This is a genomic window from Chitinimonas sp. (genome assembly GCF_041904975.1).
GTDB lineage: Bacteria > Pseudomonadota > Gammaproteobacteria > Burkholderiales > Chitinimonadaceae > Chitinimonas.
This window is the reverse complement of sequence record NZ_JAYRLZ010000210.1, coordinates 1-7700: the sequence shown is the minus strand read 5'-3', so window position 1 is coordinate 7700 and position 7700 is coordinate 1. Positions and strand designations below refer to the sequence as shown.

8 protein-coding genes are annotated in these 7700 nt (G+C 62.9%); 1 reads left to right on the top strand and 7 read right to left on the bottom strand.

Annotation, left to right across the window (positions count from 1 at the left end; all coding sequences use genetic code 11):
- From ACE3OH_RS16635 to ACE3OH_RS16620, 4 genes are all read right to left on the bottom strand, one after another.
- The coding region (locus ACE3OH_RS16635; protein ID WP_374355507.1) for a hypothetical protein at window positions 1–537 on the bottom strand (537 nt) is incomplete at its 3' end.
- A 2-nt stretch (window positions 538–539) separates the two neighbouring features.
- Window positions 540–1370, bottom strand: a complete 831-nt coding sequence (locus ACE3OH_RS16630; RefSeq protein WP_374355504.1) for a phosphate/phosphite/phosphonate ABC transporter substrate-binding protein — start codon at window positions 1368–1370, stop codon at window positions 540–542.
- Window positions 1371–1641: 271 nt separating this feature from the next.
- Window positions 1642–3486, bottom strand: a complete 1845-nt coding sequence (gene recQ, locus ACE3OH_RS16625; RefSeq protein ID WP_374355501.1) for a DNA helicase RecQ — start codon at window positions 3484–3486, stop codon at window positions 1642–1644.
- 42 nt (window positions 3487–3528) lie between these two features.
- The gene (locus ACE3OH_RS16620; RefSeq protein ID WP_374355498.1) at window positions 3529–4185 is read right to left on the bottom strand and encodes a hypothetical protein; all 657 of its coding nucleotides are present in this window, start codon (window positions 4183–4185) and stop codon (window positions 3529–3531) included.
- A 247-nt stretch (window positions 4186–4432) separates the two neighbouring features.
- Between ACE3OH_RS16620 and ACE3OH_RS16615 the strand changes: the two genes are divergently transcribed.
- On the top strand, window positions 4433–5239 hold the full coding sequence (locus ACE3OH_RS16615) for a substrate-binding periplasmic protein (RefSeq protein ID WP_374355495.1): 807 nt from the start codon (window positions 4433–4435) through the stop codon (window positions 5237–5239).
- 59 nt (window positions 5240–5298) lie between these two features.
- Here ACE3OH_RS16615 and ACE3OH_RS16610 read toward each other — a convergent pair whose 3' ends face one another.
- The 3 genes from ACE3OH_RS16610 to ACE3OH_RS16600 form a co-directional block, all read right to left on the bottom strand.
- A complete protein-coding gene (locus tag ACE3OH_RS16610) occupies window positions 5299–6615 on the bottom strand; it encodes a hypothetical protein (protein WP_374355492.1) in 1317 nt (438 codons plus the stop codon).
- Complete coding sequence (locus ACE3OH_RS16605; protein WP_374355489.1) at window positions 6612–7025, bottom strand: hypothetical protein; 414 nt, start codon at window positions 7023–7025, stop codon at window positions 6612–6614. The genes ACE3OH_RS16610 and ACE3OH_RS16605 overlap by 4 nt, the downstream gene beginning before the upstream one ends.
- Window positions 7026–7035: 10 nt before the next feature.
- A partial coding sequence (locus ACE3OH_RS16600; protein WP_374355486.1) for a hypothetical protein occupies window positions 7036–7700 on the bottom strand: 665 nt, incomplete at its 5' end.

The following is a 7700-nucleotide window of genomic DNA, read 5'->3' as shown; positions in this document are numbered from 1 at the left end:
CAGGATCAGCGAGGCAAATACCACGAAGCCGGCAATCAGCAAGCCTTGCTGGATCACGTCGCGCCGTGCTTGCGCCATGCGCAGCGTCGACAGGCCGAAATGCAATTCGCCCACTGTGCGGTTGGCCAGCCGCGCAGGCTTGACCACATGCAGCACGGTGTCGCGCAAGGCCTGGTCCAGGCTCGCTTGCGGTGCAGGCAGTCGGGAAGGTTCGATCGGGCCGGCAAATGCAGCGGTGCGACCATCATTGTCCAGCACGACCGCATAGACGATGCCATCTTCACGGGCCGCGCCGATGATTTCGGTCAAGTTGTCGGTGAGCGTTGCGTAATCACCCTGCAGCAGATAGGGCGCGGTGGCAACGTTGAGCAAGGTCACATTCTGTTGAAGCGACACATCGATGCTGGCGCGCATGCTGGCATCGATCAGGCGGATGCTGTTGCCGAGCAGCAAGGACAGCAGCAATAGCTCGATGGTTATGCTGGCAGCCAACAGGCGAAAACGCAGGGAATGAAAAAACTGGGTCGGCCAGGCCATGTTCAGCGCGCTACCAGTTGCTGCCTGAGCCAGGGCAGACGGTTGTCCCAGCGATCAAGCTCGGCGGCGCTGGCGGGCACCAGATAGGACGAGGCACGATTGAAAAACGCGAGACCTGGCTGGCTGTAGGGAAAGCGTGCCATGGCAGTGCTCAGTGCTGCCTGTTGGTTGGCATCAAGTCGCGCGCTGCGCATCAGCACCAGGCTGATGCTGCTTGGTGCGCTGCCCAGCACGCGCAAGCCGCCGCTGATTTCCTGCGGCATGGCCTCCAGAACAGTGCGCGAGGCAATGGCGGCATCGTGTTTGCTGCGACTGCTGGCGCGCAGGGCATTGTTCTCGGTGGCATGAAACACCCGGCGCGTATCGAGGCGGATATCAATATCGAGCCGGGCCAGAAAGGCCTCGGCCTGTAGTGCCGGTAGCGACATTTCCGCCGGCAGGTTCAAGCGTTTGCCACGCAGATCGGCCATGCTGCGTGCTGCATCGCCACGCGGTACCACCACCGTCAGATAGAAATCGCTTTTGATGGCGGCAATGGGCTGGTAGCCCGATTCAAGCTGCGCCAGCCGCGCCAGATGCGGCGGCGTAATGATCAGGTCGAAGTCCTGCCGGGCGCAGCGCAGGTAGAAGTGCGGCAGGTCGATCGCGGTGGCAAAGTCGATGCGCTGACCCAGCTCGCCCTGCAGATAGTCCAGCCAGGGGCCGTATTGGTCGATCAGGGTGCGCGGGCTCAGATAGGGGGCAACACCGAGGCGCAAGCCGGCAATGGATGGCGCGCTCAGGCACAGGCTGAGCAGGGCGACAAGCAGGCGGCCGGCTGTGGCGATTCCCATGAAGCAAGCTCGAACGGGCGATTGGTAAAAGGCATCACGATGATCGGCGCGCCGTCTGCCGGATTTCTGGCCACTGTCATTGATGCGGGTTTGACGGTGTGCGCAGGCAGGCAGCCGAGGCGGATGGATCGTTTGCACCGCAGGCGCCTTGCATGAGGCCGGCGCGGCGGGTGCAATCAGCAAGATAGCAGCTCAGGCGGCGGATTTCTGCGGTGGCTGTTGCAGGCATGTGCCGGTGCCGGCAAAGCCGGGCGGCATGGCCTGCCTGGCATCAGGCCTGGTGCAGCACGTCGAGAAAGTCGAGACCGTAGCGCTCGAGCTTTTGCGCGCCGACGCCGGAGATATGCGCCATATCGGCCAGAGTGGCCGGGCGGGCGTCGAGCATGGCTTTGAGGGTGGCGTCGGTGAAGATCAGATAGGCCGGCACGCTTTGCGCATCGGCCAGTTCGCGCCGCTTGGCACGCAGGCGCTGCCATAGCGGCTCGTCAGCAGGCGCAATATCCAGGCTCGCAGCCGAGGGTTTGCGCTCGCGGCTGCTGCGCTCGCCCTTCTTGTCGGCGAGGCCGCGCAGATGCAGCCGCACTTCGCCGCGCAGCAGGGGGCGCGCCGCATCGGTCAGGCGCAAGGTGCCAAAGCCATCGGCATCCATTTCCAGATAACCGCCGGCCAGCAGCTGGCGGATCACCGAGCGCCAGGCGGCTTCGGCCAGCCCTTTGCCAATGCCGAAGGTGGTGACACGGTCATGGAAGTGTTGCTTGACCTTGTCGGTGCTCTTGCCCAGCAGCACGTCGATCACATGGCCGGCGCCGAAGCGCTGGCCGGTGCGGAATACGCAGGACAGCGCCTTTTGCGCCGCCTCGGTGGCATCCCAGGTTTTCGGCGGGGTCAGGCAGTTGTCGCAATTGCCGCAAGGCTCGCTTGGCTGGCCGAAGTAGCCAAGGATCACCTGGCGACGGCATTCCACCGTTTCGGCCAGGCCCAGCATGGCGCTGAGCTTTTGCCGCTCGATGGCTTTCTGCGCTTCGGGCGCCTGGCCGCCTTCGATCATTTCCTTGAGCTGCATGACATCGTTGAGCCCATAGGCCAGCCAGGCATTGGATGGCAGGCCATCGCGGCCGGCACGGCCGGTTTCCTGGTAGTAGCCTTCCAGGCTTTTCGGCAGGTCCAGGTGCGCCACGAATCGCACATCGGGTTTGTCGATGCCCATGCCGAAGGCAATGGTGGCGCACATCACGATGCCATCTTCGCGCAGGAAGCGGGTCTGGTGGCGGGCGCGGGTGGCGGCATCCATGCCGGCATGGTAGGGCAGGGCGGTGATGCCGTGGCTGACCAGGAATTCGGCGGTGTCCTCGACCCGCTTACGACTGAGGCAGTAGACGATGCCGGCATCGCCATCGTGCTCGCGCTCGATAAAGCTCAACAGCTGGCGGCGCGCATTGTCCTTTTCGACAATGGCGTAGCGGATATTCGGTCGATCGAAGGAAGATACGAATTCGGCGGCATCTTCCAGCGCCAGTCGCTGCACGATCTCGCGCCGGGTGGCGGCGTCGGCAGTGGCGGTCAGCGCAATGCGCGGAATGCCGGGGAATTGCTCATGCAATAGCGACAGGCCGATATATTCCGGGCGGAAATCATGGCCCCATTGCGACACGCAGTGCGCCTCGTCGATGGCGAACAGCGCCACTGGCCCGCTTTGCAACAGGCCAAGGAAACGCGGCGTCAGCAAGCGCTCCGGTGCCACATACAGGAGCTTGAGGGTGCCGGCCATAAAGCGCCGCTCCACCTCGCGCGCTTCATCCAGTGTCTGGGTGGAATTGAGGAAGGCGGCATCGACGCCGAGCTGGTGCAGGCCTTCCACCTGGTCCTGCATCAGCGCGATCAAGGGCGACACCACTACCGCGCATCCCTCGCGCAGCAAGGCAGGCAGCTGATAGCACAGCGATTTGCCGCCGCCGGTGGGCATCAGCACCAGTGCATCGCCGCCGCCGGCGACATGGGTAACGATATCCGCCTGCCGACCGCGAAAGGCTTCATAGCCAAATACGGACTGCAATCGGGAAAGGGCGGACTCAAGCAGACTGGACACGAGTAACAGCGGGGCGGCAAGGGCCGCCATTATACCCTCTGGGCGAGAAAGCGCCGGTGTAGCGGTAAACGCTCAGCGCGCCGCGCTGGCTTCCCCGGCTTTGTAGTCGCTGTACTGCTTGATGGAATGCTGGCGGATGTCCTGCGGCCCGGTAGCCAGTACTTCGACGGTGGATTTGGCGGGCAACATGATGCCGGATGGCTGGCGGGCGTAGTCCTGATGCAGGATGACCTTTTCCACCTTCTCCACCAGCATCACCCGGAACGGCTCGGGATTGCGGATATCGATGCTGGCTACCTGGCCATCGGCCGTGAGGGTCAGCTCGCCGCGCAGTTTGTCGGAGCTGACCATGTCCACCGAATCGGGCTTGATGGCAAATTTCCACTGGCGCGAGGCCGGGTTGCCATCGATCGGGGTCAGCGAGGCTTCGTCTATCATCTCCAGCAAGGCGCGCTTGCCGCTCTTTCGTGCCTTGTTATGCATGGCGAGAAACTCGGCTTGTTCCGTCGCCGTGGCGGGCCGCCCGGCAACGCTTTCCAGCAGCCAGCGCTGATCTTCCGGTTTGCTGGCGTCGTGCAGGGCGACACGTTGCTGATCGCCCGATTCGCTGACGCGGTAGTGCCAATCATGCAGTTTGCGCTGTTCCTGCAGGCGGATGGCATCGGTAGCCGGGCTGGCGCCGGCGGCCAGCGCGCAAAACAGCAGGGCAAGACCAAGTGCTTGTTTCATCGATGTATTCCTAGGGGGTGCGAGCGGCAGGTAAGGGCGGATGCGAGCCGGCAGTGTATCCAATCGCTGCCGTTTTGCGCCGCCTTGTGACAAAGTGCCAGCCAGCCGGCATTAATCAGGCCAGTTCGCGATGAATACGCGTTGCTTGGCTCGAAACGGGCAGGCGAGCCAACCTATGCTTGCGTAGCGGGGAAAATCCGCCGGTTTTCCACTACGATCACTGGATGACCTTGATGGCCCGCCGACCATGCAAACCTTGAAGCGATATGTGCCCTTGCTGTTGCCCAAGCTGTGCTGCCTGGCATTGCTGGCACCGGCCGTGCGGGCCGAGCCGGAGCTGCAGGCCTGTGTCGCCGATGTGATGATGGCGCCGTTTGCCTACTGGAAGCTTGATCCGCGCAAGCCGGCCGAGCCGGTCGGCCTGGCAATCGATGTACTCAATGCCGTAAGTAACCGTCTCAAGCTGCCGGCCGCAAAAGTTTCGGTCCTGCCATGGCGGCGTTGCCTGCAGATGATGGAATCCGCCCAGATCGACCTGGCGCTCAATGTGCCGACCGGCCAGCTGAGCAAGCTCGATTTCCAGCTGAGCGAGCCCTACTACACCGTGCACAGCTGGTATTTCTATTCGAACCGGGTGCACCGCAACGGCCTGAAAATCAACTCGGCGGCCGACTGGCGGCGCTGGCGCGTGTGCGGTTTGCAAGGCTACAGCCTGCAGGCCTATGGAATAGACGCCGCCATGGTCGATAGCGGCTCGCATGATTTCCGCTCCCTGCTTGGCAAGCTCAAAACCAATCGCTGCGACCTGTTTATTGAAAAGCGCGAAGTGATTGCCGGGCTGTATCTGATTGATCCGGCACTGGGCACCTTGTTGTTCGACCCGGAAATCGACCATGCCCCGGTGCCCGATGATCCGGACTCCGACCTGCGTTTTGCCTTCAGCCGCAAATCGATGCGGATGAATGGACTGCGCGGCCAGTTCGATCAGCAGATCCAGGCGATGAAGCAGTCGGGCGAGATCGAGCGGCTGATGGCGCGCTATATCCAGCAGTAGCCTGGGTGGACGATCGTCTGCGTGAGCCGGCGGTCAAGCCGGTGGCAGGCCGGGCAGGGCTAGAACACAAAGTCCAGATTGAGCGAGTACAGGTTCACCCGCCCATCGAAGCGGCTGGATGGGATGGGAAACACCACCGTCTGCCCGCTGCCGATATCGCGGTGGGTGATATCCATCCGGCTCCATTGCGCCTTCAGCGCCATCGCCTCATGAAAATCCCAGCGCAGGCCCATATCGAGCTGGCGGCGTTCGCCATTGCCGATCAGGCCCAGGCCATCGATAAAGGCCAGCTGTGACTTCAAGGCAGTCGAGGCGGCCGGGCCTGCGTGCAGGCCAAGATTGCCTTCCCTGATATATGAGCGTCCCCAGGCCAGGTAGGGGGTGAAGCGGTTGATACGATGGCTCGCCAGCACATACCAGGCATCGACGTTGTTGACAAAGCTGGAGTTGGCGCGCCTGAGCTGCCACTCGGCTTGCAGGCTCGATGCCCCCAGCTTGGCAGTGGCGGCCAGGGTCAGCAGGCCAGTGTCGATATCGTGTTGCCGATAGCGACGTTGCAACACCTCCCGGCAGTTGTCGCATTGCGATGCCGGAAGAGCTATCAGCTGGTCTAGGCTGCGCTGCGATGGTGATGGCAAGATGACATCGATACGGTAGCGCGAGTAGCCGGCGCGCAGCAGCCAGTGCTCGTCGGACCAGCGCAGCAGCAGGCCACCCAATTGCGGCAGCTTCACCAGATTGACGCCATCCTTGTTCTGGGTGCGCACTTCGCTGCGGCCAGCAAAGGCTTCCAGCCCGAATTCGCCGCCAGCTGCGTCGCTTTCGTACTGCAGGCTGAGGCCGTCTTGATAGGTAACGGCATTATGGGTGTAGAACAGGGTGGTCGGTCGGGCCCAGGTTTGCGCATACAGCAGGTTGCGATAATCAGACTGCAAATAGGTCGGCAAGATGGTGCGCCCGAGTTTGAAGCCAAGCGCGGGGCTGGCCTGCCAGGCGGCATAGCCCCACTCAAGCTGTGGCCGCATTGACCCTTGGTAGTTTTTCTTGGCCAGCAGCTGCACCACGCCGCGTAGTCGGCCGGTCGGATTCACCGTGGCTTGTAGCGACAGCTGGGTGTCGCCATCGTAGCGCCACTGCCCATCGCGTGAGCCGCTGCTCTGCCGGCCATCGACACGGGCCAGGGCCACCGGGTCGTCTGCCATATAGGTACCTATGGTGCCGAAACCATCCAGCTTCAGCCAATCAGCCAGCACATCGGCCCGGCTGCTGGTGGCAAGCAAGGCCAGCAGCGCAATGGCGGGCAACGACCAGCGGGCCAGCGCAGGGCGGCCCGCTGCAATGGGGGATGACGAGGCTGGTAGGGTCGGCATGGTCATGGTGTGTAGACAATCTTGAGGCTGCCATCCACTGCGCTGCGTGGCAGATAGGCAATACCATCAGGATTGGCCGCAAGCAGGCGCTTCAACTCGCTGACCTCGCTCAGTTCGCGTGGTGCCGAGCCTTTTCCGGTAAAGATCAGGCGTGCCCAGTGGGCGCGCATCTCGTCATCGCTCTTGCCCAGCACGCGCTCGAAAAATTCCGCCTTGCTCGGGCCGGCCAGCAGCAGGGGCTGCGGAATGCCGCCCGAGGCAAACGTCTTCATCCTGCCCTGGTAGATGGCCAGTACCTGCTCGCGGCTGAGTGCGGCAACCGGGCTTTGCGTGCCCACCACCATCACGATGTCGGCTTGGGACTGGCTGGCGAGCAGGGCGGTCAGCAGCAGGGTATGGCGCAGGAGATTGGTCATGTCGCGCCTCTTAGAAAACGAAATCGACATTGAGCGAGTAGACATTGACTCGCCCATCGAAACGGCTGGAAGGGATCGGGAAGGTCACCGCCTGCCCCGAGCCGATATCGCGTTGGGTAATGTCATGGCGGGTCCATTGCGCCTTGAGTGCCATCGCCTCGCGAAAATCCCAGCGCAGGCCAAGGTCGAGCTGGCGGCGCTCGCCCACCCCTTGCAGGCCCAGCCGGTCGATGAATTCCAGCCGTGATGCAAAGGCGGGCGAGGCATTCGGGCCGGGACGCAAACCGAGACGCGGTTCGCGCACGGTGGAGCGGCCCCAGCTGACATACGGGGTGAATTGGCCGACGCGATGGGAGGCATGTACATACCAGGCGCTGACATCGTTCAGGAAGTTGGAATTGCTGAGTCGACGCTGCCATTCGCCCTGCAGCAGCGTGTCGCCCAAGCGGGCGCTGCCACCCACGGTAAGCAGGCTGGCATTCACATCGTGGGTGCGGTAGCGAACCGGCAGTATTTGCGCACAGTTGAGGCATTGCGCGGCCGGCAGATTGATCAGGGCGTTGAATGCGGCCGTCACCGCTGCCGGCTGCTCGATATCGAGCTGGTAGCGCGAATAGGCAAGGCGCAGCAGGAAAGTGTCATCCGACCAGCGAGCGACCACGCCGCCCAGTTTGG